The 26257-nt window shown below is 58.9% G+C and carries 25 protein-coding genes and 2 pseudogenes; 17 read left to right on the plus strand and 10 right to left on the minus strand.

What is annotated here, in order from left to right; translation table 11 throughout:
- The first annotated feature begins 3 nt into the window (after positions 1-3).
- The 3 genes from BLL42_RS20490 (at position 4) to BLL42_RS20500 (ending at position 3650) form a co-directional block, all read left to right on the plus strand.
- Positions 4-1164, plus strand: coding sequence for an ABC transporter ATP-binding protein (locus BLL42_RS20490; RefSeq protein WP_071553709.1), 1161 nt, complete (start codon positions 4-6; stop codon positions 1162-1164).
- Between the two features lie 126 nt (positions 1165-1290).
- Positions 1291-2637, plus strand: a complete 1347-nt coding sequence (locus BLL42_RS20495) for a carbohydrate porin (protein ID WP_071553710.1) — start codon at positions 1291-1293, stop codon at positions 2635-2637.
- 158 nt (positions 2638-2795) lie between these two features.
- Complete coding sequence (locus BLL42_RS20500; protein WP_071553711.1) at positions 2796-3650, plus strand: D-hexose-6-phosphate mutarotase; 855 nt, start codon at positions 2796-2798, stop codon at positions 3648-3650.
- A gap of 97 nt (positions 3651-3747) precedes the next feature.
- Here the strand turns inward: BLL42_RS20500 and BLL42_RS20505 are convergent, their stop codons facing one another.
- On the minus strand, positions 3748-4608 hold the full coding sequence (locus BLL42_RS20505) for a MurR/RpiR family transcriptional regulator (RefSeq protein ID WP_174553370.1): 861 nt from the start codon (positions 4606-4608) through the stop codon (positions 3748-3750).
- 206 nt (positions 4609-4814) lie between these two features.
- On the opposite strand from BLL42_RS20505, the gene zwf reads away from it, so the two are divergent.
- Genes zwf through BLL42_RS20520 form a run of 3 tightly spaced genes read left to right on the plus strand, consistent with a single transcriptional unit; the run spans position 4815 to position 7667 of the window.
- A complete protein-coding gene (zwf, locus tag BLL42_RS20510) occupies positions 4815-6284 on the plus strand; it encodes a glucose-6-phosphate dehydrogenase (RefSeq protein WP_071553713.1) in 1470 nt (489 codons plus the stop codon).
- A complete protein-coding gene (pgl, locus tag BLL42_RS20515) occupies positions 6271-6984 on the plus strand; it encodes a 6-phosphogluconolactonase (RefSeq protein WP_071553714.1) in 714 nt (237 codons plus the stop codon). The genes zwf and pgl overlap by 14 nt, the downstream gene beginning before the upstream one ends.
- Before the next feature lie 17 nt (positions 6985-7001).
- On the plus strand, positions 7002-7667 hold the full coding sequence (locus tag BLL42_RS20520; protein ID WP_071553715.1) for a bifunctional 4-hydroxy-2-oxoglutarate aldolase/2-dehydro-3-deoxy-phosphogluconate aldolase: 666 nt from the start codon (positions 7002-7004) through the stop codon (positions 7665-7667).
- Between the two features lie 115 nt (positions 7668-7782).
- Here the strand turns inward: BLL42_RS20520 and BLL42_RS20525 are convergent, their stop codons facing one another.
- The 4 genes from BLL42_RS20525 to BLL42_RS20540 all read right to left on the minus strand — a co-directional run bounded on the left by BLL42_RS20525 (position 7783) and on the right by BLL42_RS20540 (position 10863).
- Positions 7783-8964, minus strand: coding sequence for an aminotransferase class V-fold PLP-dependent enzyme (locus BLL42_RS20525; RefSeq protein WP_071553716.1), 1182 nt, complete (start codon positions 8962-8964; stop codon positions 7783-7785).
- A 23-nt stretch (positions 8965-8987) separates the two neighbouring features.
- Positions 8988-9224, minus strand: coding sequence for a DUF3820 family protein (locus BLL42_RS20530; protein WP_071555809.1), 237 nt, complete (start codon positions 9222-9224; stop codon positions 8988-8990).
- Between the two features lie 181 nt (positions 9225-9405).
- A complete protein-coding gene (locus BLL42_RS20535; protein ID WP_071553717.1) occupies positions 9406-9876 on the minus strand; it encodes a MaoC family dehydratase in 471 nt (156 codons plus the stop codon).
- A gap of 42 nt (positions 9877-9918) precedes the next feature.
- Positions 9919-10863: an alpha/beta hydrolase gene (locus tag BLL42_RS20540; RefSeq protein ID WP_071553718.1), complete on the minus strand. Its 945-nt coding sequence runs from the start codon at positions 10861-10863 to the stop codon at positions 9919-9921.
- Positions 10864-11091: 228 nt separating this feature from the next.
- Between BLL42_RS20540 and fadD2 the strand changes: the two genes are divergently transcribed.
- Positions 11092-12780, plus strand: coding sequence for a long-chain-fatty-acid--CoA ligase FadD2 (fadD2, locus tag BLL42_RS20545; RefSeq protein WP_071553719.1), 1689 nt, complete (start codon positions 11092-11094; stop codon positions 12778-12780).
- Between the two features lie 371 nt (positions 12781-13151).
- Positions 13152-14852 carry a long-chain-fatty-acid--CoA ligase FadD1 gene (fadD1, locus tag BLL42_RS20550; RefSeq protein ID WP_071553720.1) on the plus strand — a complete coding sequence of 567 codons (1701 nt, stop codon included), beginning with the start codon at positions 13152-13154 and terminating at the stop codon, positions 14850-14852.
- A 124-nt stretch (positions 14853-14976) separates the two neighbouring features.
- On the opposite strand, the gene BLL42_RS20555 is transcribed toward fadD1, so the two are convergent.
- Complete coding sequence (locus tag BLL42_RS20555; protein ID WP_071553721.1) at positions 14977-15354, minus strand: hypothetical protein; 378 nt, start codon at positions 15352-15354, stop codon at positions 14977-14979.
- A 197-nt stretch (positions 15355-15551) separates the two neighbouring features.
- Here BLL42_RS20555 and BLL42_RS20560 point away from each other — a divergent pair, with 197 nt between their 5' ends.
- From BLL42_RS20560 to def, 3 genes are all read left to right on the plus strand, one after another.
- Entirely contained in the window at positions 15552-15743 is a 192-nt protein-coding gene (locus tag BLL42_RS20560; protein WP_071553722.1) for a CsbD family protein, read from the plus strand.
- Positions 15744-15921: 178 nt separating this feature from the next.
- Positions 15922-16866, plus strand: a complete 945-nt coding sequence (locus tag BLL42_RS20565) for a YihY/virulence factor BrkB family protein (RefSeq protein ID WP_071553723.1) — start codon at positions 15922-15924, stop codon at positions 16864-16866.
- 2 nt (positions 16867-16868) lie between these two features.
- Positions 16869-17408 (plus strand): peptide deformylase, encoded by a 540-nt coding sequence (gene def, locus BLL42_RS20570; RefSeq protein WP_071553724.1) that lies wholly within the window; start codon positions 16869-16871, stop codon positions 17406-17408.
- 109 nt (positions 17409-17517) lie between these two features.
- Here the strand turns inward: def and BLL42_RS20575 are convergent, their stop codons facing one another.
- Entirely contained in the window at positions 17518-17934 is a 417-nt protein-coding gene (locus BLL42_RS20575) for a GNAT family N-acetyltransferase (RefSeq protein ID WP_071553725.1), read from the minus strand.
- 360 nt (positions 17935-18294) lie between these two features.
- Here BLL42_RS20575 and BLL42_RS20580 point away from each other — a divergent pair, with 360 nt between their 5' ends.
- The 4 genes from BLL42_RS20580 (at position 18295) to BLL42_RS20595 (ending at position 21758) form a co-directional block, all read left to right on the plus strand.
- Complete coding sequence (locus tag BLL42_RS20580) at positions 18295-19236, plus strand: fatty acid desaturase (protein ID WP_071553726.1); 942 nt, start codon at positions 18295-18297, stop codon at positions 19234-19236.
- 9 nt (positions 19237-19245) lie between these two features.
- Positions 19246-20037 carry a phosphate/phosphite/phosphonate ABC transporter substrate-binding protein gene (locus tag BLL42_RS20585; RefSeq protein ID WP_071553727.1) on the plus strand — a complete coding sequence of 264 codons (792 nt, stop codon included), beginning with the start codon at positions 19246-19248 and terminating at the stop codon, positions 20035-20037.
- Between the two features lie 153 nt (positions 20038-20190).
- Positions 20191-20748 (plus strand): sigma-70 family RNA polymerase sigma factor, encoded by a 558-nt coding sequence (locus BLL42_RS20590; protein ID WP_071553728.1) that lies wholly within the window; start codon positions 20191-20193, stop codon positions 20746-20748.
- Complete coding sequence (locus BLL42_RS20595) at positions 20745-21758, plus strand: ABC transporter substrate-binding protein (protein ID WP_071553729.1); 1014 nt, start codon at positions 20745-20747, stop codon at positions 21756-21758. The genes BLL42_RS20590 and BLL42_RS20595 overlap by 4 nt, the downstream gene beginning before the upstream one ends.
- A gap of 26 nt (positions 21759-21784) precedes the next feature.
- On the opposite strand, the pseudogene BLL42_RS30540 reads toward BLL42_RS20595, so the two are convergent.
- A pseudogene (locus BLL42_RS30540) lies at positions 21785-21958 on the minus strand (glutathione binding-like protein); the annotation flags it as partial.
- Here BLL42_RS30540 and BLL42_RS20605 point away from each other — a divergent pair.
- Positions 21947-22279, plus strand: a pseudogene (locus BLL42_RS20605) (methyl-accepting chemotaxis protein); the annotation flags it as partial. The pseudogenes BLL42_RS30540 and BLL42_RS20605 overlap by 12 nt on opposite strands.
- A gap of 80 nt (positions 22280-22359) precedes the next feature.
- Here BLL42_RS20605 and BLL42_RS20610 read toward each other — a convergent pair.
- Complete coding sequence (locus BLL42_RS20610; protein WP_071553730.1) at positions 22360-24270, minus strand: IucA/IucC family protein; 1911 nt, start codon at positions 24268-24270, stop codon at positions 22360-22362.
- Positions 24271-24415: 145 nt separating this feature from the next.
- On the minus strand, positions 24416-25447 hold the full coding sequence (gntR, locus tag BLL42_RS20615) for an HTH-type transcriptional regulator GntR (protein ID WP_071553731.1): 1032 nt from the start codon (positions 25445-25447) through the stop codon (positions 24416-24418).
- Between the two features lie 215 nt (positions 25448-25662).
- Between gntR and BLL42_RS20620 the strand changes: the two genes are divergently transcribed.
- The gene (locus BLL42_RS20620) at positions 25663-26196 is read left to right on the plus strand and encodes a gluconokinase (RefSeq protein WP_071553732.1); all 534 of its coding nucleotides are present in this window, start codon (positions 25663-25665) and stop codon (positions 26194-26196) included.
- Positions 26197-26257 lie beyond the last annotated feature (61 nt).

Here is a 26257-nt window from a genome sequence, read left to right on the forward strand (position 1 = left end):
AACATGGCAACTCTCGAATTACGCAACGTCAACAAGACCTACGGCAGCGGCTTGCCAGATACCCTGAAAAACATCGAACTGAAGATCGATGACGGTGAGTTCCTGATCCTCGTCGGCCCGTCCGGTTGCGGCAAGTCGACCTTGATGAACTGCATCGCGGGCCTTGAAAACATCAGCGGCGGGGCGATTCTGGTGGACGACGCTGACATCAGCGGCATGAGTCCCAAGGATCGCGACATCGCCATGGTGTTCCAGTCCTATGCGCTGTACCCGACCATGAGCGTGCGCGACAACATCGCCTTTGGCCTGAAGATTCGCAAAATGCCGGCCGCCGAAATCGACGAAGAAGTGGCGCGGGTGGCCAAGTTGCTGCAAATCGAACACCTGCTCGGCCGCAAACCCGGCCAGCTTTCCGGTGGTCAGCAACAGCGCGTGGCCATGGGCCGTGCGCTGGCGCGGCGGCCGAAGATTTATCTGTTCGACGAACCGCTGTCCAACCTCGACGCCAAGCTACGCGTCGAGATGCGCACCGAAATGAAACTGATGCACCAGCGCCTGAAAACCACCACGGTCTACGTGACTCACGACCAGATCGAGGCCATGACCTTGGGCGATAAAGTGGCGGTGATGAAGGACGGGATCATTCAGCAGTTCGGCACGCCGAAGCAGATCTACAACGACCCGGCCAACCTGTTCGTTGCAAGCTTCATCGGTTCGCCACCGATGAACTTCATCCCCCTGCGTTTGCAGCGCAAGGACGGCCGTCTGCTGGCGTTGCTCGACAGCGGCCAGGCGCGTTGCGAGCTGCCGCTGGGCATGCAGGACGCCGGTCTTGAAGATCGCGAAGTGATCCTCGGCATGCGTCCGGAGCAGATCGTTCTGGCGAGCGGCGAGGCCAACGGCCTGCCGACCATTCGCGCCGAAGTCCAGGTCACCGAGCCAACCGGTCCCGACACCCTGGTGTTCGTCAATCTCAATGAAACCAAGGTCTGCTGCCGTCTGGCGCCGGACGTTGCACCGGCGGTCGGCGAGACCCTGACGCTGCAATTCGATCCATCGAAAGTGCTGCTGTTTGATGCCAAGACTGGCGAACGTCTGGGGACGGCAGGTCAAGCGCAAGCCGACGCTCGCGGTGCCAACGTCGCTCAATTCAAAGGCAGATGAAGATCAAGGTGGGAGCAAGTCCGCTCCCACAGGGGGATCTGCGGCGAGTGGCCAGTCACCCGTCGCAACCGCTGTAAACCGCGTTAGATAAAAACAGTTAATAACAATAAAGACGAGGATGTAGGGATGAAGAAGAAGAACAACGCTCAGCTTATCTGCCAGTTGTCGGCTGTTGCGGTGATGACCCTGGCCGGTAACGTATACGCGGCTGACGCGTTCAGCGCCGATTCCAAGTGGATGACGGGTGACTGGGGTGGCGAGCGGACCAAGCTGATCGAACAAGGTATCGACATCAAGGCGGACTACGTCGGTGAAGTGGGCGGCAACCTCCACGGCGGCTACAACGACGACAAGACTGCGCGTTACGCCGACCAGTTTGGCCTGGGCGTGGCGCTGGACCTGCAAAAACTGATGGGCTGGGATAACACCCAGGCCAAGATCCAGCTCACCAACCGTAACGGTCAGAACATCTCCAATGACCGTGTCGGCGACCCGCGTGCCGGCACCTTGAGTTCCTCCCAGGAAGTCTACGGCCGTGGCCATATGGTCCGTCTGACCCAATTGTGGGTCCAGCACCAGTTCCTCGACGGTAAACTGGACGTCAAAGCCGGTTACTTCGGTGAAGGCGAAGACTTCAATACCTTCCCTTGCGAGTTCCAGAACCTGGCATTCTGCGGTTCTCAAGCGGGTAACTGGGCGACCGGTATCTGGTTCAACTGGCCGGTCATGCAGGCGGCCCTGCGCGTGAAGTACAACATCACGCCTGAGTTCTATGCGCAGATCGGCGCGTACAACCAGAACCCATCGCAACTGGAGCACGGTAACGGCTTCAAGCTCAGCGGCAGTGGTACCAAGGGCACCGTCTTGCCGGTCGAACTGGTCTGGTCGCCGAAGGTCAACAACCTGCCGGGCGAGTACCGTGTGGGTTACTACAAGAGTACGGCCGACGCCAATGACGTTCGTGAGGACAGCAACGGCCAGGACGCCGCGACCACCGGTGACGGCTACCGCGTTCACAATAGCAAGCACGGCTACTGGTTCGTTGCGCAGCAGCAACTCACCAGCCACAACGGTGACGCTTCTCGCGGTCTGAACATCGCGGCCAACGCCACTTTCCACGACAAGGACACCAACGTCGTCGACAACTACCAGTCGCTGATGTTTGTGTACAAGGGCCCATTCGACGCACGTCCAAAAGATGACGTCGGGATCGGTTTTGCCCGTATCCATGTCAACGATGACGTGAAGAGAAACGCCGAGTTGGTCAACGCCGCCAATGGTGTCACCGACTACGACAATCCGCTGTTCTCGCCACTGCGTGCCACCGAGTACAACTACGAGATCAACTACGGTTTCCACGTTACCAACTGGCTGACTGTGCGTCCTAACCTGCAATACATCACTCACCCGGGCGGTGTCGATGAAGTCGACAACGCGCTGGTGGCCGGTCTGAAAATTCAGTCGGTGTTCTAACGCTGTTGCGATAAGCTCCTCTCTATGTGCGCATATTTGCGGATGGCCAAGGCTGTCCGCTTTTTTTTGGGGGCGGCGCGACCCCTGATACAGATCGTGTTCTCACGCTCTGTGTGGGAACGATCAGGTAGGACAAATGATTTTCAGGACCGCGGCACATGCATGAGCATCCGCTACAACGCTTCTTCAAATCCCTGCGCGAGCGCCCGGTGTTTGCCTGGGAGCGCTATCAGCAGCGCGAGGTGCTGGTGATCGACCATCCGCTGTGTCAGGCGGTGTTCAGTCGTCAGGGCGCGCAGTTGCTGCATTTCCAGCCCACGGGTCAAAAGCCCTGGCTCTGGTGCGCGGCGAAGTGGCCGCAGGTCGGGGCGATTCGCGGTGGCGTGCCGGTGTGCTGGCCCTGGTATGGCCGTCATCCGAGCGAAAATGCCTGGCCCTCCCATGGTTGGGCGCGGCTGATCGACTGGAAACTGATCGACAGCAGTGCCGCTGACGATGGCGTACGCCTGCATTGGCAATTGCAGCTGTGTGACTGGCAGGTGGACCTGCACGCGCACTTGGGTGAACGTATGGATTTGCGTCTGAGCACCGAACATCAGGACAGTCTGCCGTGCCAGTTGAGCCATGCATTGCACGCCTATTGGCGTATTGGTGATGTTGGTGAGATAGCGCTGTCTGGGCTCGATGGCGCACAAGGTTATGATCAGCTCAAACGCGAGTTTTGCGAGCAAAAAGGCGAGTTGCGGGTGGAGGGCGGCTGTCAGCGGGTGTTTCAGCACGAGGGCGAGTTGCAGCTCAAGGACCACGCCTGGCAACGCCAGTTGTGCATCGACACCGGCGACAGTGCCGACACGGTGGTCTGGCATCCCGGGTCACGGCCGCTGCTGGGCGTGAGCTGGAACGAGATCTCGGAGTTTGTCTGCGTAGAGGCGGCCAGCGGAGGCACCGACAGCCTGAGCCTGGCACCGGGAGAACGGGCGCATTTGAGTTTGCAGGCAAGGGTCGGGGTGTAAGAAAGATCAAACGATCGCAGCCTGCGGCAGCTCCTACGGGCGTACGCCGATCCTTTGTAGGAACTGCCGCAGGCTGCGATCTTTTACGCGAAGCGTCCTAATTAAACTCATCCCCAATCGGATACCGGCTGGCGTTGAGGCTTTCCTTGATCTTGCGCAGGTGCGGTTGGAAGTCGACGCCGCGGCGCAGGGTCATGCCGGTGGCGAGCACGTCGAGCACTGTCAGCTGGATGATTCGCGACGTCATCGGCATGTAGATGTCGGTGTCTTCCGGCAGCGGGATGTTCAGGCTCAAGGTGCTGGCCTTGGCCAGCGGCGAACCCTCGGCCGTCAGACCCAGCACCGAGGCGCCGTTCTCGCGGGCAATGCGCGCCACCTCAACCAGTTCGCGGGTGCGGCCGGTGTAGGAAATGATCACGAACAGTTCGCCCGTGTGCGCCACCGAGGCAATCATCCGCTGCATCAGCACGTCGGCGTGGGCGGTGACCGCCAGGTTGAAGCGGAAGAACTTGTGCTGCGCATCCAACGCCACCGGAGCTGATGCACCGAGACCGAAGAAGTGGATCTGCCGGGCCTGGATCAGCAAGTCCACGGCGCGGCTGATCAGGTTCGGGTCCAGTGCCTGACAGGCGCTGTCCAGCGACGCGATGGCGCTGCCAAAGATCTTCTGAGTATAGGCTTCAGGGTTGTCGTCGGCTTCCACTGCGCGGCTGACATACGCCGCGCCGCTGGCCAGGCTCTGGGCCAGTTGCAGTTTGAGTTCCGGGTAGCCGCTGACACCGAACGAACGGCAGAAACGGTTGACCGTCGGCTCGCTGACCGAAGCGGCTTGGGCGAGGGCGGCAATACTGAAGCGAGTGGCCTGCTGCGGGTTGTGCAGGATCACTTCGGCGACCTTGCGTTCGGCCTTGTTCAGGTCTGCAAGGCGATTCTGGATTTGTTCCAGTAAATTTCGCACGCGGTCCATTCATGTTCCTTAGGTCGGCTATGCAGATTGGGCCTGTGAAGCGGCCCATAATGGTGGCCTATCCTACTGATGGCCCCGACCGACCACCACTTGGAATCTGTATTTTGGAAAAATGTTGTGGTTATTACTACATTTTTCCTTGAGCGATGCCTTAAAAAAAGGTATTTGTAGCTTAACTTGATAAAAGAACAAACATCATGCCATCGATTACGGTTGAACCGTGCACCTTTGCCTTGTTCGGCGCCTTGGGCGATCTGGCCCTGCGCAAGCTGTTTCCTGCCTTGTACCAACTGGATGGCGCTGGCCTGCTGCACGAGGACACGCGCATTATCGCACTGGCCCGTGAACCGGGCAGCGAGCAAGAGCATCTGGCCTTTATTGCCAGCGAGTTGCGTCATTACGTCGATGACAAGGAACTCGACGGCGTCGTGATCGAACGCTTCCTGGCACGCCTGACGTACCTGCATGTCGACTTCCTCACGTCTGACGACTACGTCGCCTTGGCCGAACTGGCCGGCACGGCGCAGCGGATGATTGCCTACTTCGCCACGCCGGCTGCGGTGTACGGTGCGATTTGCGAGAACCTGGCGAAGGTCGGTCTGACCGAAAACACCCGTGTGGTGCTGGAAAAACCGATCGGTTCGGACCTCGAGTCGTCGCGCAAGGTCAACGACGCGGTGGCGCGGTACTTCCCGGAAAACCGCACTTACCGCATCGACCACTACTTGGGCAAAGAGACGGTCCAGAATCTGATCGCCCTGCGTTTCGCCAACAGCCTGTTCGAAACCCAGTGGAACCAGAACTACATTTCCCACGTGGAAATCACCGTCGCCGAGAAGGTCGGGATCGAGGGCCGTTGGGGCTATTTCGACAAGGCTGGCCAACTGCGGGACATGATTCAGAACCACCTGTTGCAACTGCTGTGCCTGATCGCCATGGACCCGCCGGCGGATCTTTCGGCCGACAGCATTCGTGACGAGAAAGTCAAAGTGCTCAAGGCGCTGGCACCGATCAGCCCGGAAGGCCTGACCACCCAGGTGGTACGCGGCCAGTACATCGCCGGTCACAGCGAAGGCAAGTCGGTGCCGGGTTACCTGGAGGAAGAGAACTCCAACACCCAGAGCGACACCGAAACCTTCGTCGCCCTGCGTGCCGACATCCGTAACTGGCGTTGGGCCGGCGTACCGTTTTACCTGCGTACCGGTAAACGCATGCCGCAGAAACTGTCGCAGATCGTCATCCACTTCAAGGAACCGTCGCACTACATCTTCGCTCCCGAGCAGCGCTTGCAGATCAGCAACAAACTGATCATCCGCCTGCAACCGGACGAAGGTATTTCCTTGCGCGTGATGACCAAAGAACAAGGCCTGGACAAGGGCATGCAGCTGCGTAGCGGTCCGTTGCAGCTGAATTTTTCCGATACCTATCGCAGCGCGCGGATCCCCGATGCCTACGAGCGGTTGTTGCTGGAAGTGATGCGCGGCAATCAGAACCTGTTTGTCCGTAAAGATGAAATCGAAGCCGCGTGGAAGTGGTGTGACCAGCTGATCGCCGGGTGGAAGAAGTCCGGTGATGCGCCCAAGCCGTATGCGGCGGGCTCCTGGGGACCGATGAGCTCCATTGCACTGATCACGCGGGACGGGAGGTCGTGGTATGGCGATATCTGAATTCAAACTGCCTCAGGGCGTCAGCGCTCATGAGTTTCGCAGCCCGGTGTTGCTGGCTGAAGGCCTGGCACTGACAGTGGCCAAGCACCTCGGCGACGCCATCGATGCCCGGGGCACCGCGACGCTGGTAGTGTCCGGCGGACGCAGCCCGGTGGCGTTTTTCCAGCATCTGGCCAAGCAGGCTCTGGACTGGTCAAGGGTTGTGGTGACCCTGGCCGACGAGCGTTGGGTGCCGGTGGAACACGCTGACAGCAATGCCGGTCTGCTCAAGCGCTATCTGTTGCAAGGCCCGGCGGCCAAGGCAAAGTTTCTTGGCCTCTACAGCGCCACTGCCAGCCTCGAACACGCTGCCGAACAAGCCGACCGCTTGCTCGCCGAGTTGCCGGCAATCGACGTGCTGGTGCTGGGGATGGGCGACGACGGTCACACGGCTTCGCTGTTCCCCAATAGCCCGAACCTCGCCGACGCCTTGCAGGCCGACGGCACGCGTCGTTGCTGGCCGATGCTGGCGCCGACGGTGCCGCATCAGCGCCTGACCATGAGTCGTGCGCTGCTGGCCTCGGCACAGTTCACCGTGCTATCGATTTCCGGTCAGTCCAAGTTGACCACCCTGAGTGCCGCACTGGCCGGTGACGATGTCGCCGCAATGCCGATTCGTGCGTTTCTGCAACCCACGTTAGAGATTTACTGGTGCCCATGAGCCAAGGATCAGCCGCTATGACAAACACTCAACCGACCGTTTCCATGGCGGACAAAGTTGCCCTGATCGACAGCCTCTGCGTCAAGGCGCGGATTTTGCCGGTGATCACCATTGCCCGTGAGCAAGACATTCTGCCACTGGCCGATGCCCTTGCAGCGGGTGGGTTAACGGCCCTGGAAGTGACCCTGCGTTCGCAGTTCGGACTCAAGGCCATCCAGATTCTGCGTGAGCAGCGTCCGGAGCTGGTCACCGGTGCCGGCACCGTACTCGATCGCACGATGCTGGCCGCCGCTGAAGCCGCCGGTTCGCAGTTCATCGTGACCCCAGGCATTACCCGCGACCTGCTGGAAGCCAGCGTCGCCAGCCCGATTCCGCTGTTGCCGGGTATCAGCAACGCCTCCGGGATCATGGAGGGCTACGCCCTGGGCTATCGCCGCTTCAAGCTGTTCCCGGCGGAAGTCAGCGGTGGTGTGGCAGCCATCAAAGCCCTTGGCGGCCCGTTCGGCGAAGTGCGCTTCTGCCCGACTGGCGGCGTTGGCCCAGCCAACATCAAGAGCTACATGGCGCTGAAAAACGTGATGTGCGTTGGCGGTAGCTGGATGCTTGATCCGGAGTGGATCAAGAACGGCGACTGGGCACGAATCCAGGCGTGCACCGCCGAGGCGTTGGCCCTGCTGGACTGATTGGTTTTGTCGGCTGTTTTTTACGCAGGATCGTTGTAGTTGTGTTCTACGGCTTTACGGCGCACTTGGTCAGTGCGCCGTTTTTTTTTGCCTGCAAACCTTGGCAACTATTGCCTCAACTCAGTTCAATCAGGGCTTGTGCCAACAGGCGCATTTCTTGTGCGGTGCTGGTCAGGCCCGGTGTAATGCGAATACAGCTGCCGCACGCCGAACCGCTGCGGGCCACGGTGAACAGGTTGTAGTCGTTGAGCAGGCGGTCGACCATCGCTTGCTGGTCGGCATGCCGGGTGAAACGCATCGAGGTGATGCCGCAATACAGTCGCGGGTCATCCGGGGTCATGACTTCAATGCCCGGCACGTCGCGAACGGCCTCGACCCACAGATTGCGCAGGTAATTGAGCCGCGCACCCTTGGCGGCCGCTCCGCCGATGGAATGATGCTCTTCGAACACCAGCGGCAAGGTCAGTAGTGCCGGAATGTTGGACGTGCTGTAAGGCGTGCGTGAGCGGATGTCGGTGACCGGGAAATGAAACTCGCCCATGTCGGGGTCAATGTCGACCAGACGTTGTGGTGCGATGTAAATAAAACCCAGGGTCAGCGGTGCACCGATCCATTTGTGCAGGTTGTAGCCGGCAAAAGAGATACCCAGTTCATCGAGGTTGAATTCGATCTGGCCGAGGGCGTGGGCTCCGTCGAGGATCACGTCGACCCCGTGCTCTTTGGCCGCCGCGGCAATCGCCTTGACCGGCATCACCAGGCCGGTGCGATGGGTGACGTGGGTCAGCGCCATCAGCTTGAGCCGTGGATAACGCACGAACGCCTCGCGGTAGCTCGCCACCAGTGTCTCGAAGCTGGCGGGGTGGGAGTGTTCGATCTCGATCACTTCGACACCGCGATGGCGTGCCAGCCAGCGCATCGCACTTTTGACCGTGTCGTATTCCAGATCGCAGAGCAGCACCTGATCGCCCGGCTGCAAGCCGTTGTAGTTGCGAATCAGCGATTGCAGCGCGTCCGAAGCGCTGCGGGTCAGGGCAACCGCCTCGGCGGGCACCCGTAAGAGCTTGGCTAGCTGCCCGCGTATTTCTACGCTTTCGAGTTTTTCGAAGCGCTGGCGCACATGCACCGAGTTGCTGCGGTTGATGAGTTCGATGTTGCGCTGATACTCCTCGACCACGGTACGCGACATGCGGCCGAAGTAACCGTTCTCAAGGTTGATCGGACCTGGCTGGACCTCGTAGCGGTCGGCGAATGTCCGCCAAAAAGTTTCATCCAGGGCGCGGCGAGTGTTTTCGGGCATGGGGCAACTCCTTCCATGGGTGGTCAGTGGCGAGGTTTGGGTTTGCCGTGCTTGGCGCGCAGCGGGTCGAGCAAGTCGGACAGTCCGTTGTGATCGATTTCCTGCATCAGGGCCAACAAGCCACCCAATTCACCGTGGGGAAAACCCTCGCGGGCGAACCAGTTCAGGTATTGGCCGGGCAGGTCGGCAATGATGCGCCCCTTGTATTTGCCAAAGGGCATTTCGCGGGTGATCAGCAGTTCAAGCTTTTCGGGATTCATCGATCGGTCGTCTTGATTCAAACAGTCTGGCGTTTTTTTGTGCTCGGGGATGACGGCGAGCGTGCAGGTAAAGGAAAGGGCTTGGATCAAAGGATCGTCCGAGCGCGGCCCGAACCTGCGGCAGTTCCTGCAGATGTACACAAAACCCTGTAGGAGCTGCCGCAGGCTGCGATCTTTGTTGTCAGCCAATACTGATCGCTGGCAACGTTGGCAGTGTCACGGTTTGCTGTTTGCGCGGTGCGAGGATCTCGGCCTCACCGTCCACGACCAGCTCATCGCGTTGGTTGAATACCCGAGTGGCGATGCGCACGCGGAATTTCGGCAGTTTCTCGAGAATTTCCAGGCGTACGGTCAGGGTGTCGCCGATTTTCACTGGCTTCTGAAAGCTCATTTGCTGACCGATATAAATAGTCCCCGGCCCAGGCAGCTCGCAGGCGACGGCGGCGCTGATCAGCGCACCGCTGAACATGCCGTGGGCGATGCGTTCCTTGAACATGCTCGCTGCCGCAAACTCGGCGTCCAGGTGCACCGGGTTGTGGTCGCCGGACATCGCCGCGAACAGCTGAATGTCGCGTTCTTCGACGGTCTTGCTGTAGCTGGCGGTCTGGCCGACTTCGAGGGCTTCGTACGGGGTATTGGTAACCTGGGTCATGTGTCTTGAATCCTGTGACGAGTTAAGTGAAATAACCAAACATTATTCGGTTCGGGGTGGCCGGCGATGGCTCAGTGCCTGAGCCAGCCATTTGAGCAGGTCCGCGGTCACTTCATCGCGGTTGCTCTCGTTGAACAGTTCGTGCCGTGCTTGCGGGTAGATATTCAGCTGCATGCACTGGCTTCCGGCGCCGCGCAGTGCGTCGGCCAGAGCCTTGAGACGTTTGCCCTCGCTCACCGGATCACATTCACCACCGATCACCAGCAACGGCAGGCCCGGATCGATCTCCGCGAGATTGGACGCTTTGCTGATTTGCTGCAAGCCGCCGAGCAGGTCAATCCACAGCTGGTTGGTGCAACGGTAGCCACAGAGCGGATCGTGGACGTACTTGTCGACTTCGTCCGGGTCGCGGCTGAGCCAGTCGAATGCGGTGCGATGGGGCTTGAAGGCCTTGTTGAATGAACCGAACGACAACCACTCGATCAAGGCACTGCGACCGGTAGCCCCCTGACGCCAGCGTTCGAAGCGTGCAATCAGGCGCGCTACGCGGTAGAGCGCGACTGGCTGGAAGTTCGAGCCACTGAGTACGGCGCCGTACAGGCTGGCGCTATGGTGCAGGAGGTACGCCTGGGCGATGTAGCTGCCCATGCTGTGGCCAAGCAGCACGATAGGTACGCCGGGATGGTGTTGGCCGATGTGTTGGTTAAGGCTGGCCAGGTCTCCGACCACTTTGTGCCAACCGTCCTTGTCTGCGAAATGCCCGAGCACGCCGTTTTCGGCGGTTTTGCCATGGCCGCGCTGGTCCAGCGCATAGACGCCGTAACCCTCGGCACATAAAGCCTGCGCCAGCCGCGCATAACGGCCGCTGTGTTCAGCCATCCCGTGGGACAGCAGAATCACCGCCTTTAACGGGCCTTCAGGCAGCCACTGGTTGACGAAAAGTCGACTGTGGTCGCTCGCGGTCAACCAGAATGTGTCGTGGATCATGGCGATTCCTTTGCACGGTTTCGTTTAGGCTCGGCGTCGTTGCATTGTATAGCTCATCAACCGCAGGGCGTGCGATGTGGGTGTCCCTCAGCAGCAAGATTCACACGATCAATGACGCCGGTGCGTATATTTGCCTGAATCACCATAGCTGCTAGTGTCCCAGAAGCTCCGCTTTTCAGCGTCACAGAGAGGCGGCCCGGATTCGCTCAGGTAAAGAGGACAAGTACAATGCAACCTGATTTCTGGAATGACAAACGCCCGGCCGGCGTACCCAATGATATCGATCTGGGTGCCTACAAGTCGGTCATCGAGGTGTTCGAGCGTTCCTGCAAGAAATTCGCTGACCGTCCGGCGTTCAGCAACATGGGCGTGACGCTCACTTATGCCGAGTTGGAGCGCTACAGCGCGGCTTTCGCCGGCTACCTGCAAACACAGACCGACCTGCTGCCCGGCGATCGCATCGCGGTGCAGATGCCCAATGTCCTGCATTATCCGATTGCCGTGTTCGGCGCGCTGCGTGCCGGGCTGATTGTGGTCAACACCAACCCGCTGTACACCGCGCGTGAAATGCGTCACCAGTTCAAGGATTCCGGCGCCCGGGCGCTGGTGTACCTGAATGTGTTCGGGCAGAAGGTCCAGGAAGTGCTGCCCGACACCGAGATTCAGTACCTGATCGAAGCGAAGATGGGCGACCTGATGTCGACTGCCAAGGGCTGGCTGATTAACACCGTGGTCGACAAGGTCAAGAAAATGGTGCCGGCCTACGACCTGCCGCAGGCGATTTCCTTCAAGAGCGCGTTGCGCCTGGGCCGCGGCCAGGGCATCAAGCCATTGAAGGTCAGCCTCGATGATGTCGCCGTGCTGCAATACACCGGCGGCACCACCGGGCTGGCCAAGGGCGCGATGCTGACCCACGGCAACCTGGTTGCCAACATGCAGCAGGCCCGGGCCTGTCTCGGCCAGTTCGGCAGCGATGGCAAACCGCTGTTGCGCGAAGGTCAGGAAGTGATGATCGCGCCGCTGCCGCTGTACCACATCTATGCCTTCACAGCGAACTGCATGTGCATGATGGTCACCGGCAACCACAACGTGCTGATCACCAATCCTCGGGACATCGCCGGCTTCATCAAAGAACTGAAAAACTGGCGGTTCTCGGCGCTGCTGGGGCTCAACACGCTGTTCGTCGCACTGATGGATCATCCGGACTTCAAGACTCTGGACTTCTCCAGCCTCAAACTCACCAATTCCGGCGGCACCGCGCTGGTCAAGGCCACCGCCGAGCGTTGGGAACAGCTGACCGGTTGCCGAATCACCGAAGGCTACGGCTTGACCGAAACCTCGCCGGTGGCCTGCACCAACCCGTATGGCGACAAGTCACGTATTGGTACGGTTGGCCTGCCAGTGCCGGGCACCACGTTGAAAGTCATCAATGATGACGGCGTCGAGCAGCCCATGGGCGAGCGCGGCGAGCTTTGCATCAAGGGCCCGCAAATCATGAAAGGCTACTGGCAGAAACCCGAAGCCACCGCCGAGGTGCTGGATGCCGACGGCTGGTTCAAATCCGGCGACATCGCGGTGATCGACCCGGACGGGTTCGTACGAATTGTCGATCGCAAGAAAGACATGATCATCGTCTCGGGTTTCAACGTGTACCCGAACGAGATCGAGGACGTGGTCATGGCACACCCGAAAGTCGCCAACTGCGCGGTGATCGGTGTGCCGGACGAACGCTCCGGGGAAGCGGTGAAACTGTTTGTGGTGGCGCGTGAAGCGGGTATCAGCCTTGAAGAGCTGAAGGCTTACTGCAAGGAGAACTTCACCGCCTACAAGGTGCCCAAACACATCGTGCTGCGTGAGTCGCTGCCGATGACGCCGGTTGGCAAGATATTGCGGCGGGAGCTGCGTGATATAGCCTGACAGATCGTAGACGGTGGTGTTCCAAAAAGATCGCAGCCTGCGGCAGCTCCTACGTGCGGTGTGTACGTGTAGGAGCTGCCGCAGGCTGCGATCTTTTTCGTTTGAAAGGCTCATTCCAGAGCGTTTAAAGGCGCTATAGAATCTTTGCTCTAAAATTGACTATTGAGTTGTCTTGAGTCGAGAACGTGACTGTGGAGGCTTCTTTTGGCTCTAGTAGGCCCTTGGCAAAGCTGCTACTCTCGGCGCGCTTTGTGACTTCTCGGCCTAGGTAAAAGCCGGATTCACCAATAAAAAGACACCAATAAAAAACACACACCAATAATAATCGCAAAATGCGGTGAAGAATTCGCGTTGCTGAGGAGTGGGCTTCCATGATCGAAGACTTTTGGAAGGATAAGTACCCAGCTGGAATTGCTGCCGATATCAATCCAGACGAGTATCCGAATATTCAGGCAGTGTTAAAGCAATCCTGCCAACGCTTCGCCAACAAACCGGCCTTTAGTAACCTCGGCAAGACACTCACCTACGGTGAGCTGTACGAATTGTCGGGTGCTTTTGCCGCTTACCTGCAACAGCATACCGATTTGCAGCCGGGCGATCGAATTGCCGTGCAACTGCCAAACCTGCTGCAATACCCGATCGCCGTGTTTGGTGCTATCCGCGCCGGCTTGATCGTGGTCAACACCAACCCGCTGTACACCGCGCGGGAAATGGAACACCAATTCAACGATTCCGGCGCCAAGGCGCTGGTTTGCCTGGCGAACATGGCGCACCTGGCCGAGGTCGTGGTGCCCAAGACTGGCGTCAAGCACGTCATCGTGACCGAAGTGGCCGACCTGCTGCCACCGCTCAAGCGTTTGCTGATCAACAGCGTCATCAAGTACGTGAAGAAGATGGTCCCGGCATTCCATCTGCCCAAGGCCATCAAGTTCAATGACGTGTTGAGTAAAGGCCACGGCCAGCCCGTGACCGAAGCCAACCCGACCAGCAGCGACGTTGCCGTGCTGCAATACACGGGCGGCACCACCGGCGTGGCCAAAGGTGCAATGCTGACCCACCGCAACCTGGTGGCGAACATGCTGCAGTGCAAGGCCCTGATGGGCTCCAACCTGAATGAAGGTTGCGAAATCCTCATCACGCCGCTGCCGCTGTATCACATCTATGCCTTCACCTTTCATTGCATGGCGATGATGCTGATCGGCAACCACAACATCCTGATCAGCAACCCGCGCGACCTGTCGGCGATGGTCAAGGAACTGTCGAAGTGGAAGTTCAGCGGTTTTGTCGGCCTGAACACCTTGTTCGTGGCGCTGTGCAACAGCGAAGCGTTCCGCAAGCTGGACTTCTCGGCACTGAAAATCACCTTGTCCGGTGGCATGGCCTTGCAACTGGCCGCTGCCGAACGCTGGAAAGCCGTAACCGGTTGCGCCATCTGCGAAGGTTACGGCATGACCGAAACCAGCCCGGTAGCCACCGTCAATCCAAACCAGAACATTCAGGTGGGCACGATCGGTATTCCGGTGCCGTCGACCCTGTGCAAAGTCATCGACGACGCGGGTGTTGAACAGCCACTGGGCGAAATCGGTGAGCTGTGCGTAAAAGGTCCGCAAGTGATGAAGGGCTACTGGCAGCGCCAGGAAGCCACCGATGAAATTCTCGACAGCGAAGGCTGGTTGAAGACCGGTGACATCGCGCTGATCCAGCCAGATGGTTACATGCGCATTGTCGATCGCAAGAAAGACATGATTCTGGTCTCCGGTTTCAACGTCTACCCGAACGAACTCGAAGACGTGCTGGCCACCTTGCCGGGCGTGCTGCAATGCGCGGCCATTGGCGTGCCGGATGAGAAGTCGGGTGAGGCGATCAAGATTTTCATCGTCGCCAAACCGGGTGTCACCCTGACCAAAGAGCAGGTGATGACGCACATGCGTGCCAACGTTACCGGGTATAAAGTGCCGAAAGCCGTCGAGTTCCGTGATGCGCTGCCGACCACCAACGTGGGCAAGATCCTGCGTCGCGAACTGCGCGATGAAGAGCTGAAGAAACTCGGCTTGAAGAAGGTCAGCGCCTAGTCAAACAAAAGCCCCGCAGATGCGGGGCTTTTGTTTCTTCAGATCAAAAGATCGCAGCCTGCGGCAGCTCCTACAGGGGAGCGCGCTCGGCGTAGGAGCTGCCGCAGGCTGCGATCTTTTACTGTTACAGGCGGAACTGCGCGAAATTGACGTTGGTGCCGGCCGGGCGCATGTCCTGAAGGTACGAGTCCTTGTCGGCGCTCAACTCCAGGCTCAGGGCCGCCTTGCGCTTGCCTTCGTTGCGCACCACCAGGCCTTCGAGCTTCTCGCGCAGAAACACCGTCGGTACTTTCAGGTGCAGCAGTTCGTCGGTGGCGGGCGTGTGCATCAGGAGGTGAACCCACTCGTACTGACCAATGGCCAGACGCGCAACCGGGATATCAAACCACCAGATGTTGCGGTTGCGGTTCAATTCGGTGAAATGGCAGTTGTTGACGCCAAGCACTGCACCGCCGAGTTCCTGGTTTCTGCGGGCAATGGCCTGCTTTTTATCAAGTTTCATAACGTTCCTACGGGATTGGATCTTCAGCGCCACGGCCTGAATACGTTGCGCATTCTCGGGGGAAAGCCTGCAAACATAAAGCCCAACCTGCATGTGCGGATGAAATGACCCGGTGAAAATAAATGAAACTCTGTGCAACACCCACCGGTCAACCCCTAAGTAATGACTGACCTTTGAATGTTCACAGGAGAAATACCATGAGCAGCACTGGCGATAAAGTTAAAGGCCTGGCCAACGAAGTGGTCGGCAACGTCAAGCAAGGCGTGGGTAAAGCCACCGACAACCCCAAGCTGCGAGCCGAAGGCAAGCTTCAGGAAAAGAAAGGCGAAGCCCAGCAAGCGCTCGGCAAGGTTAAAGATGCGATCAAGAAAACCGTCGATAAAGCCTGAGCCGATAGCCCGCGTTAATGCAGTGCGACGGCCATCTACGGATGGCCGTTTTTTTGTCGACTTTTGTTATTTACCCCCCTGAAATTGTTCCAAAGTCGCCAAGTAGGTTACTTTGGTGCAGGAAACGGCCCCTGAGTCGCCCCCGACTTCAACTTTTTTTGCGGCGAAAGGAGACGCTATGATTTTCCCGGAGTTGAAAGGCTTGCCCTTGCACCGCGTGATGATGCGCACCGTCACCGAGTTCATCAATGACGAGATGTCGACCTATGCCTCGGCGCTGGCCTATCAGATGCTGTTCTCGCTGTTTCCCTTCATTCTGTTTCTGATTGCCCTGATCGGTTTCCTGCACCTGCCGGACTTCTTTACCTGGCTGCGCCTGCAATCGGAATTGGTGTTGCCGCCGCAAGCGCTGGAACAAGTGAACCCGGTGATCGACCAGCTCCAGCAATCCAAGGGTGGCTTGCTCTCGGTGGGTATCGTCATCGCCCTGTGGACCGCCTCGGCAGGTGTGCGGCTGATGATGAGCGCGATGAACGCGGCCTACGATGTGGTCGAAGGCCGGCCGATCTGGAAGCGCTTTCCGCTGTCGATCTTCTACACCGTTGGCGTTGCCGGCATGCTGCTGGTCGCAGCAGCCTTGATGGTGCTCGGCCCGCAAGTGATGGAGTGGATTGCGTCGCAGATCGGCATGGAGGAGTTCATCGTCACGCTGTGGACGATTTTGCGCTGGCCGGTGATCGTGATCCTGATGATGGTCGCCGTGGCCTTGATGTACTACGTGATGCCTGACGTGAAGCAGGAATTTCGCTTCATCACCCCCGGCTCGGTGCTGGCGGTGGTGGTGTGGATCATCGCGTCGCTGGGCTTTGGTTATTACGTCAAAACCTTCGCCAACTACAATGCCATGTATGGCAGTATCGGCGCGATCATCGTGCTGTTGCTGTACTTCTACATTTCCGCTGCGGTGCTGTTGCTCGGCGCGGAAATGAATGCGGTGATCGATCACATGTCGACCGAAGGCAAGAATCCTGGCGCAAAGGACTTCGGCGAACACGACGAAAAACAACACGTTTCGGGACTGGGCAGGGACCACTCGCTCGACCCGACCACTGACGAAGCCTGACGATGATCCGTGAAATTCTGAAAATGGGCGATGAGCGTCTGCTGCGTATTGCTCCACCGGTACCGGCCAGCATGTTCGACAGCCCCGAACTGTGGCAGTTGATCGATGACATGTTCCAGACCATGGAAAGTGTCGGCGGCGTCGGCCTGGCAGCCCCGCAGATTGGTGTCGACCTGCAACTGGTGATCTTCGGTTTCGAGCACAGCGAACGTTACCCGGACGCCGATGCCGTACCGCAGACGATCCTGATCAACCCGTTGATTACGCCGCTTGATCCGACGCTGGAAGAGGGCTTCGAAGGTTGCCTGTCGGTACCGGGACTGCGAGGTGCGGTGGAGCGTTATCAGCACATTCGCTATGAAGGCTTCGATCCCAAAGGCCAGCCGATTGTGCGCATCGCCTCGGGGTTTCACGCCCGTGTGGTGCAGCACGAATGCGATCACCTGATCGGCCGGTTGTACCCGTCGCGGATCACCGACTTTCGCAAGTTCGGGTTTACCGAGGTGATGTTCCCTGATCTGGATCCTTCGGCTGATGACTAAAAGCGCTAAAAGATCGCAGCCTTCGGCAGCTCCTACAGGTGCATGCAAAACTTTGTAGGAGCTGCCGAAGGTTCGGGCCGCGTTCGGACGATCTTTTGATCTTCGCTGATTACTTGCCCGGCTCCAGGCCCATGGCAATCATTGGCTTGCTGCGGTTGTAGCGAGCCAGGCGCTCGGCCAGTGCATAGGGCAACAACGGGCCTGCGGTGAAGCCATTACGTTCATAAAATTCGCGCAAGTCAGGGTGGCAGAACAGCCACACCGGTGCCTTGATCTGTAACAGCGCCTGGGCCATCAACGCGGCCGCGATGCCTTGTCCCCGCAGGGCCGGGTCGACAAATAATCCCGTCAGCCAAAACCCCTCCGCCATCGGCCGCAAACAGAGCCCGGCAATGATTTCGTCGCGCTTGCCCACCCACAGTTGAGCGTCGCGAACGGCCTTCATCGATGACTGGTGACGGCGGTAGAACTTGTTCAGCAACGGCCACAGTGGCTCGGCAAGCTGGGTGTACTGGGTGTTGGGCATGTGCAAGAGGGTCGCTGCGCAAAATGGACCTATTATAAAAGAACCAGCGCTACGAGATAGGTGTATACCTGATCTCATATTCCCAGTGAGTGGAGCGTGCATCATGAGCAAAGGCATGGATTCGAAGAAAGCGGCGAAAAAGAAACCGACCAAGACTGCCGTTGAAAAACGCGCTGACAAGAAGGCCAAAAAGGTCGATGTGTTCGGGCACTGAGCCCGCTTTGACGGAGCCCGGCAATCGGGCTCCGCGTTCACTTCTAAATAAATAACCCATCGATCTGCAAGATTTCCCTGCGCCGTTGCACAGAAGGGGATAAGGCCGACATTCGTCTGTTGGCTTGTCCTGTTCTGAGCCGAGCCATGTCCTATTACCTTGATCAAAACCAGCGTGAAGAAATCGAAGCCCTGCGCCGAACGTTTGCCGGTCGCAGCGAATGGCCGACCTGGCTGCTGCTGATTGGCGTCTACGGGGCCTGGTTTGGCGTGCTGCTGGCCAGCGCCTGGCTAGGACTGTGGCTGAGTACGCTGCTGCTGATACCGATCGTGGTGCTGTGGATGTCGGTCCAGCATGAGCTGTTGCACGGGCACCCGACGCGCTTTACCTCGTTGAACAAACTCCTCGGTTACGCACCTTTTGCCGTCTGGTACCCGTACACCTTGTACCGCGACAGCCACCTTTTACATCACCGCGACGAAGACCTGACGTTACCGGGCCGCGATCCGGAAAGTCGCTACGTGAGCGCGCAGCAGTGGCAGGGCAGTTCAGTGTTTGAGCGCAGCCTGCACTGGCTGAACAAAACCGTACTGGGGCGCTTCGCCGTCGGTGCGCCGCTGGCCTTGTTGGCGCTGGCCAAAGAACAATTCCAGCGCTTGCGCCAAGGCAATCGCCAGGCCTGGCTGATGTGGCTGACCCACGGTGTGTTGACCGTGCTGATGCTGGCCTTCATCGCTCGTTACAGTGTGGTTCCCGTCTGGCATTACCTGTTGTTGATCAGCGTGCCGGCATTGTCGGTGGCGATGATCCGTTCCTACTATGAACATCGCCCACATCCCGAGTCGCAAAAACGTACGGTGCTCAACGAAGCTGCCTGGCCTTGGCGCTGGTTGTTCCTCAACCTGAACCTGCACCTGGTGCATCACGATCTGCCAGGCTTGCCGTGGTTTTATTTACCGCAGGTCTATCGCGTACGGCGCGAGCAATGGCAGGCGCGCAGTGGCGGGTTTCTGGTGCGCGGCTATGGTGAGCTGTTGCGTCAACACGGGCTCAGTCCCGTGGACAGTCCGCAGCATCCTTTCAGTTGAGAACCGCGCATGATTTCAGGTTTTGCAGAGTTACTGATGTACGTCGCCCCCGAGCCGATACGCCAAGCCAATGAACAGTGGCTGACACGCATCGTCGAGCGGCTCGGCGTCACTCGCTTGAGTGCTGAAGGCTTGTCGTTGATCGAGCTTTGGCTGGCCCCGCAATTACTGCTCACTCAGACCTGCGGCTATCCACTGATGACGGCACTGCGCGGGCGAGTGCGGGTGATCGGTCGACCGCGTTATGAGCTGCCGGACAGCAGCAGTGGCAATCATTGCAGCTTGCTGCTGACGCGTGCCGACGATCCACGTCGAACGCTACCGGCGCTGCGGGGGTGCCGAGCGGTGATCAATGGCGAGGACTCCAACAGCGGCATGAATCTGCTGCGTCAGCGCATCGCCCCGTTGCAACACAATGGTCAGTTTTTCTCCTGCGTTGCGGTCAGCGGCAGTCACCGTGAAAGCATGCGCTGGCTGCGTGACGGGCGCGCGGATCTGGCGGCCATCGACAGCGTGACCTTCGCGTATCTGGCGCGGCATGCGCCGCAGGAAGTCGAAGGTTTACGAGTCATGGCGCGCAGTGCGTTCAGCCCGACCTTGCCGTATATCGGCGTTGCCAGCCTGACGGATGAGCACGTCGAGCACCTTCGTGGGGTGATGAATCAGACGTTGAATGAACTGCCCGAGGTGGCTGAAATCCTGGGGCTCCACGAGGTTTTGCCGGCCACTGAAAGCGACTATCAGATCATCCTCAATTACCGGCAAGAGGCCGAAGAACTGGGGTTTGGACGCTTGCGTTGAGGGTTGAAACGAGCGTGGGGCTATTGGGTTATTTATATTTCCAAATAATATATAAAAATAGATTTTAAGTATTATTAAAGAATAAGGCTTCTTGTTAGGATCGCTGCACCGGACCACCGGACATACAGCGCAACCCTATTAATTGGAGCCTCCATGTCCGGCACCGACCTTTCTCACAGCGAATACGTGGGCGGATTGTTTCGCAGTCATTATCAATGGCTGTGCTTGCGATTGCGTCGCCACCTCGACTCCAGCGCCAGTGCCGAAGACATTGCCGCGCAGACTTTCGAGCAGTTGCTTTGTTCACCGCAGCTGCTGCCGATCCGTCAGCCTCGCGCGCTGCTTGGCACCATCGCTAAGCGCCTGATTTATCGGTCCTGGCGCCGCCGCGATCTGGAGCACGAGCACCTTGATCAGTTGCTGCATGAGCAGCCCTGCCCACGTTCGTCACCTGAAGACGTTATCCAGGTGCAGCAAGTGCTCAATGGCCTGGAGCGGTCGTTTGCACGCTTGCCGGGCAAGGTCAAGGCAACGTTCCTGTTATCCCGGTTCGAAGGCCTGACGTACCCGAAAATTGCCCGTGAACTGGGCATTTCCCAGCGCTCGGTCAGCGTTTATATGGCCCGTTCCCAGGCGCTCTGCAGCCTGTGGAGCGACCAATCCTGTCTTCATTCATCGTCCAGAAAATCCAGCTTTCAGAGGTCCGCATGAGATCATTCAAACCCCTGCTTGGCAGTTTGCTGCTGGCTGCAAGCCTTAGCGCGACTCCGGCACCCGCCGCAGAAAAAGTCGCGCCGATTCACTTCGGTGACATCGCCTGGGAAAGCGGTAGCCTGATCACCGAGATCCTGCGGTTGATCGTCGAGAAAGGTTACGGCTATCCGACCGACACCCTGCCAGGCAGCACCGTCAGCCTTGAAGCCGCGCTGGCCAAGGATGATATTCAGGTCATCGGCGAGGAGTGGGCGGGGCGTAGTCCGGCCTGGATCAAGGCACAGGCCGAGGGCAAAGTGTTCGGTCTGGGCGATACCGTCAAAGGCGCCACCGAAGGTTGGTGGGTGCCGGAATACGTGATCAAGGGCGACCCCGAACGCGGGATCAAAGCGCTGGCGCCGGAACTGAAATCGGTAGCCGATCTGGCGCGCTACAAGGACGTGTTCCAGGATCCGGAAGACCCGACTCGCGGACGCTTTCTCAACAGCCCGACCGGCTGGACTTCGGAGATCGTCAACAGCCAGAAGCTCAAGGCCTATGCGTTGACCGAGAGCTTCGTCAACTTCCGCACCGGCTCGGGTGCGGCGCTGGATGCCGAGGTCAGTTCGTCGATTCGGCGTGGCAAACCGGTGCTCTTCTATTACTGGTCGCCGACACCGCTGTTGGGGCGTTTCAAATTGGTGAAACTCGACGAACCGGCCTTCGATGCCGAGGCCTGGAAAACCCTGGCCGACGCCAACAACCCGCACCCCAAAGGTACGCGCTCGATGCCGGCCAACCTGGCCATCGGCGTATCGGCACCGTTCAAGGCACACTACCCGGACCTGGTGGCGTTCTTCGAGAACGTCGCTTTACCGATCGATCTGCTGAACCAGACCCTCGGCCAAATGAGCGAAAAACACCAAAAGCCGCGCGAAGTCGCACAAGCCTTCCTGCGTGAACAACCACAGGTGTGGCAAGGCTGGGTGCCGGCGCAGGTCGCGACGAAAGTCAGTAGCAGTTTGTAGGCGCGTCATTCACCGGTGATCAATCTTCAGGCGTGCGCCACTTCCGCCGCCAGCGCCTGGCTCACGGCAGGCCGTGAGCCAATCCGCGCCTGAAAACGTTCCAGTGGTGGCCATTGCTTCAGGTCGATATCAAACAAGGAAGTCCACCGCCGCACGGTGAACAGATAGGCATCAGCGATGCTGAATTGCTCGCCAAGCAGACTAATCTTCTGGCACTCAACGCCGCTATCGAGGCTGCGCGGGCGGGCGAACATGGACGAGGGTTTGCGGTCGTTGCCGACGAGGTCCGTAGCCTGGCCGCACGTACCAGCCAGGCAACGGTGGAAATTGTAGACGTGGTGCGCAAGAACCACGATTTGTCCTTGAGCGCAGTTTCGAGCATGCAATCAAGTTTGAGCCGTACCGGGCTTGGCGTGGAACTGGCAAATGAAGCGGGAGAGGTGATCCTGGAAATTCAGCAGGGTTCACGGCATGTGGTGGACGCCATCAGTCAGTTCAACTCAACGTTGCAACTCAATTAAAACGCCTTGCAACTAAAAAGGGTTCTCGATCAAGTGCTGATACTTGATCGAAAGCCCTGTTGGCTGTTCTCCCGAGCATTTTACGAGTGCAGGCGAAGCGGGTTATTCAAGCGACCCACGATGTCGAGCGTGCTGTCGAGCAAGCGCATGCGCAGGAAGGATTTGGCCGGCCAGTCCTGTTCCAGCAACGCCAGACGCTCGATGGCCCAGCGCTGTGGTTCGACCCGTTCACGCAGGTTGTCAAAGCAGTCACTGACCTGAATAGCCAACTCATTCCAAAGCGCTTCTTCTGGCATCTTCCAATGGCGGGCACAGAGCAGAACCAGCTCCCCGAGATGGCACATGAAGGTGGTGTGCAAGAGTTTGTCACGTACAAAGTCCGCATCGTCATACAGCGTCATCTGTGGGTCATGCAGCTGAAGGTCGAGGCCTTGTCGGTGCAAGGTCTGGCGGTGAATCCGGATGTCGCCGAAGTCACGCACCATCAGTCGGCTCAACTGTCCCTCGGTACTCATGATCATGAAGCTGTTCTGTTGGTGCGCCTCGAAGGCGACCCCGTAGATCAGGTAGATACCGAGCAGTCCGGGAACGGCGATCGACAGATAGTCACGGAAAAAACGCAGCAGTTCGGGTCTGCTGTCGCCCCCTTGGGCTAACCTGACCCACTGGCGCAGCAACGGTTGTCCGTGTTCATCAAGGGCGAACAGGCTGCCAACGGGCACGGCCATTTCACCTGGCTGCAACACGCTCGACGGGTCGTCCCGGTAAAGCACTGCCAGGTGCCGGGAGCGTTGGTCATCGGGCGGTTGCGGCGCGTAATGCACGCCGATACGTTCCGGCACGATGTTCAATACGGCACGAACCTGCGGCTCCTGCTTGAGTATTCGCAGCACTAAACTGCTGACCCTTGGCCCCATGCGCGCCGAACGTGGTGAAAGGGTGCGTTGCACGCTGGTCAGTCGCAGCGCCACCGGCAGTTTGACCATCGGTGAACAGCGGCCCGCATTGGGCGCCAGGGTGCGAAACGACATGGTGGGCTGACCGTTGAACGCAATGATGGTGGTCACAACCAGCAGGCGGTCGGCAATCTCGCGAGCAAACGAGCGCGGCAGTTCCTTTGCGGCTTGCCACGGATGGACGGGGAGGGGCAGGTAGTCATCCGGGTCCAGGCCGCTGGCCCGCAGGCACCCGATCAATTGCTCGGCCGCGAGCGGGAAATGCCCTTGCCACCAGTCGCGGTAATGCTCAGGTTCGCTCAACGATTCAACGTGAGCCCATTGCCGATGCAAAGCGCACAGGACGACTGGCACGCAGGCTTCGAATTCCGGTGAAAAAGCAATGACCTCAGTGGGGCTCAAGCCAAGTTTGGTTTTGTAGTTCGGGTGCCAGGGATGGCCCAGCGTGCCCCACTGTTCAAGCACCGATGTCGGGTTCGGCTGGGAGGAGGTGCCCTTGAGCCAGGTCAGCAGATTATCATCATCGGCGAGTTTGAATTGTTCACGCAGTTGCCGGCTCCAGCCGTGGTGAAAGGCCTGACACAAGGTGGCGTTGCAGAAGCTGTCATCCAGCTCTTCGGCCACGCGAGCGAGCACTTCGGGCGACGGCAAAGGGTCAAGTTGCGCACTGAGCAGGCTCAGCAACTGTGAAGGAAACAACAGCTTTTGTGCCGGACATTCAGAGCGATGCAAGGTAATGCTGCCCCGGATGTCCCAGCTGTTCATCCGCGCGGGGATGAGCCCTTCGAAACACAACCGGGCGCCATCGGTTAGCGTGAGCCAATGCAATAAACCCTCGGCTCGCAGGGCTTGGGGATTGAGCAGGCCTTCGCGCAGGAGCGCCTGCACCAAGCGCTGAAAGCTTGCGCGGGTGCTGAGCTCGAGCGTATCGGCCAGATGGCCGAGATGTATCTGGCGAGACTTGAACGCCTCGGTCGCCAGGGCTTCGCTCCAGCGTGAGAGTAACCATTGCTGTTTTTGCGGGTCCGTGTGCATGACATACGACTCCTTGGGGCGATTAAAAGCTGCTCCAAAGAGGCTACGACAAGCGCAAAAAAATCGATGGCAAGCATTTCCGGCAAGTCTGTGAGATGCATCCTATGGTGATGGCGGGAATGTCCGAGGGCGGGGTTCTCAACACCTACGTACTCTCGCGTACCTTCAACTCGAAGCCCATGTCGACCACAGGTTTGGCGATCGTATTACCGGCCATCAAGGTCAGCATGTGCTCGGCAGCGCGGCGGCCGATGGCTTCACGCGGGGTGCTGATGCTGCTCAGACGCGGCACCATGTGCGCCGAAGCGGGCAGATCGTTGAAACCGAGGATGGCGACTTGCTCGGGGATTTTGATCCCGTGGCGCATGGCTTCGAGCAGGGCGCCCTGGGCCAGGTCGTCGTTGCCGAAGAAGATCGCGTCGACCTGCGGGTGGCTCGCCATCATCTGCAGAAACAGTTCGCCACCCAGACCCACCGATGACGGGCGCGGAGTCAGTAATTCAAGGTCAGGGTCGTACAGGCCCGCGTGCTGCAATGCACGCCGGAAGCCTTCGCCACGCAACAAGGTGCGTTGGTCGAGTTGTGCGCCGATGTAGGCCAGCTGCCGACGGCCGCGTGAGATCAAGTGTTGTGCGGCGGTTTCGCCAGCATTCAATTGCGAGAACCCGACGCAGTTCAGGCCGGCGCCCGGGTCCAGGTCCATCATGTAGACGCAGGGGATGTTGCTGGTCTCGATCATCCGGCGGGCACTTTCGGTCCGATCAAAACCCGTCAGCAACAGACCGCGAGGTTGATAGGCCATGTAGTTGCGCAGCAGGTTTTCTTCTTCATCGCGGGAGTAGTGATAGTTGCCGATCAGCACTTCGAAGCCTTTGGGGCGCAGCACCTGATGAATGGCTTCAAGGGTTTCGATGAACAGCAGGTTCGACAGCGATGGCACCAATACCACCACCGAATGGCTCTGGGCCGAGGCCAGTGCGCGGGCAGCAGGGTTGACCACGTAGTTCAGTTCGAGCGCGGCCTGCTGGACCTTTTCCACCAGTTCGGTGGCGACGGTGCTGATACCGCGCAACGCTCTGGACGCGGTGATCGGACTGACGCCTGCCAGACGGGCGACTTCGTTGAGGGTAGGGCGGCCAGTGGTGCGGGTATTTTTATCGTTTTTAGTGGAGGTCATCGGGCGGCTTGCCAAACAAAATTCAAGGCACTAAGGTAGCGCTGTCTCAATGCGGCTGCAAATGCTTGAGCAGGGTTTGCCTGATCCCTGCTTTTTGGCGTTGGGAAAGAACGTGCTGCAACCCATAAAAATGACAAGAAGGCGTCGGCAATGCCTGCTTTTGCACTAGCGTTTCACGTAGCAAAGGTAGCGCTGTCTGCGCGCTGAGGTGTTACATGAGTCAACCCATCACCGCCCTGGTCATCATGGGCGTGGCCGGCTGCGGCAAGTCCAGCGTCAGCGAGGCCCTGTGCCTGCTCAGCGGCGCGACCGGCATTGAAGGCGATACCTTTCACCCTGCCGCCAATATCGAAAAGATGAGCGCGGGCATTCCCCTGAACGACGACGACCGTGCCGGCTGGCTCGACAGCCTGTGCGACGAGTTGCGTCGCGTCGATGCCACTGGCCAGCGCCCGGTGCTGACCTGCTCGGCGCTCAAGCACAGTTACCGCGAACGCTTGCGCAGCGCCTTGCCAGGCCTGGGTTTTGTGTTTCTTGAGTTGACCCCTGAAGTCGCCGCCGATCGTGTGGCCCATCGTCCGGGGCATTTCATGCCGTCGACCTTGATCGCCAGCCAGTTCGCCACCCTTGAATCCCCCGTTGGCGAGTCCTTGACCCTGGCCCTCGATGCCTCGAACCACAGTGTCGATGAGCTCGCCCGGCAGGCCCATGCATGGTGGCTCAACCATGGTTTGAAACTCGCCAGCTGAGTTTTGCTTCAAGAGATAGCGCTGTCCTGACGGCCTTTGAATAACCCGCTTTAATAACAAC

The organism is Pseudomonas frederiksbergensis (assembly GCF_001874645.1).
Taxonomy (GTDB): domain Bacteria; phylum Pseudomonadota; class Gammaproteobacteria; order Pseudomonadales; family Pseudomonadaceae; genus Aquipseudomonas; species Aquipseudomonas frederiksbergensis_B.